General features: G+C 60.3%; 3 protein-coding genes. All 3 read left to right on the forward strand.

What is annotated here, in order from left to right:
* The first annotated feature begins 161 nt into the window (after positions 1-161).
* The 3 genes from BR31_RS0125085 to BR31_RS0125100 all read left to right on the forward strand — a co-directional run bounded on the left by BR31_RS0125085 (position 162) and on the right by BR31_RS0125100 (position 1,301).
* Positions 162-653 (forward strand): DUF6301 family protein, encoded by a 492-nt coding sequence (locus tag BR31_RS0125085; RefSeq protein ID WP_027503352.1) that lies wholly within the window; start codon positions 162-164, stop codon positions 651-653.
* Positions 654-783: 130 nt separating this feature from the next.
* Entirely contained in the window at positions 784-1,071 is a 288-nt protein-coding gene (locus BR31_RS0125095) for a DUF6301 family protein (RefSeq protein ID WP_027503353.1), read from the forward strand.
* Positions 1,072-1,079: 8 nt separating this feature from the next.
* Positions 1,080-1,301 (forward strand): hypothetical protein, encoded by a 222-nt coding sequence (locus BR31_RS0125100; RefSeq protein WP_027503354.1) that lies wholly within the window; start codon positions 1,080-1,082, stop codon positions 1,299-1,301.
* Positions 1,302-1,572: the final 271 nt, after the last annotated feature.

Genomic DNA, 1,572 nt, shown 5'->3' on the forward strand with positions numbered 1-1,572 from the left:
AAGTTGGCATTTGTTCGGAGATACTGCTTTGCCAAACGAACTGTGCCGCGTAGCCGAATGATGGCGCCCGGAGGCGCACTATGGCCAGTTCGCTCATGCGGTTCGAGCGTCCGGGATTCCTTGGTCGTCAACCGAACTCGAACGGAAAGTAGCATCTACGCATGCATGTCGACATCGAGGGCGCCACCCGGATTGCCCGCCTCGCAGCAGAATTCGATTGGACCTGGGCCGTCGACGACTTGGAACCCTTCTGCGCACAAGCTGGATGGGAGCTCGTCGAACTCAGGCAAGGTGGCGCCTCGATACGGACCACAATCAATGTGAGTCGGCCCGAATCGGTAATGTACAGACGGAACCGTTCGATGCGCTACTTCTCAGCCTACGTCTCGGACGTGGCCGATAACGCTACGCCCATGACAGTGGTACGTCCGCTGCTGGACGAAGGGTTCACGAACCTCGCTGTGGCATTTACCGCCCTCCTGGGGGCAGCCACGAGCGCCGAACCCGGACCAGAGGCAGTTCTCAGATGGGACCTGCCGAAAGCGGTCATTTCACTGCACCTGGGTTTCCGTGCGATCCACCTCGATCTGACGAGTCCGGGGTATCAGGCATGGTTGGATGAGCCCGAACCGGAGTACGAGGACGAGGACTAGCGATCGAGGTCGGCGAGATCGCATCCGGTAGCGAAATCAACCCTCACCGCTGGCATCGTCAAGGAACTTCGCTGGGATCTGCCGAACGTGGTGATCATCCTGTCGGCTGCGAAAGGCATGATTCCTGATCGTGCACGCTGATATCGAAGGCGCGGTCCGGACCGCGCGCCTGGCCGCCCGTTTCGACTGGACATGGGACTCCGAGGACCTCGAACGTTTCTGCGCCGCCGCCGGCTGGCAAGCATTGCGCCGCTCCGACACCGCAGCCACCCTCACCACGAACCTCGACATCAACCGTCGCAGCGGCGACGCGTACCTGAGCTGGGGACCACTCGACACTATCGACATCTGGGTGACAGACGTAGCTGATCCCGACACCGATATTCCGGAGGTGATGGCGGAGTACTGGGTGAGTTGAGTGTGCCGATGACCGCGGAATTCGGGGATGGAACCCCCGTCACCGCAGGTATCGTCAAGAAGCTTCGTTGGGATCTGGCGAACGTGGTGATCATCCTCTCTGCGGGGTTGGGTGCCGTAGCCATGCGCCTCGTCAGTCCCAAGCATCAAGCGTGGACCGACCAATCCGACGAGGATTGGGAGGACGAAAATGAATGGGACGACGACGAGTACGAGGACGACGAAGACTGATCGTCGAGTACGCCGATCAAGCACCTCGCTCCATCCACGCCGATACCGACGGCGGTGCCTGGCAGCCGGATTCGGCCAAGATCGGCCCTGCTGTGGCAACTACCTGGCAAATTGCCAACTATGGTGACAACCGTGCCAACTACCTGACGAATTGCCAACTACGGTGACCGTTCACAGGGGGTGTGAACCGTCATCGCAGTTGTCATTTCCCGGCGCTCTGACCTGCGGTGTGACAACTAGCGTGACGACGACAGGGCGCGATCGTCGTCAT

Origin of the sequence: Rhodococcus sp. UNC363MFTsu5.1, from assembly GCF_000686785.1 — a bacterium.
In the GTDB taxonomy this organism is placed as follows: Bacteria; Actinomycetota; Actinomycetes; order Mycobacteriales; family Mycobacteriaceae; genus Rhodococcus_G; species Rhodococcus_G maanshanensis.

Excerpts from the sequence above, each read along its gene's own strand:
- BR31_RS0125085 (WP_027503352.1), top strand. The coding sequence starts at position 162 with ATGCATGTCGACATCGAGGGCGCCACCCGGATTGCCCGCCTCGCAGCA.
- BR31_RS0125100 (WP_027503354.1), top strand. The coding sequence starts at position 1,080 with ATGACCGCGGAATTCGGGGATGGAACCCCCGTCACCGCAGGTATCGTC.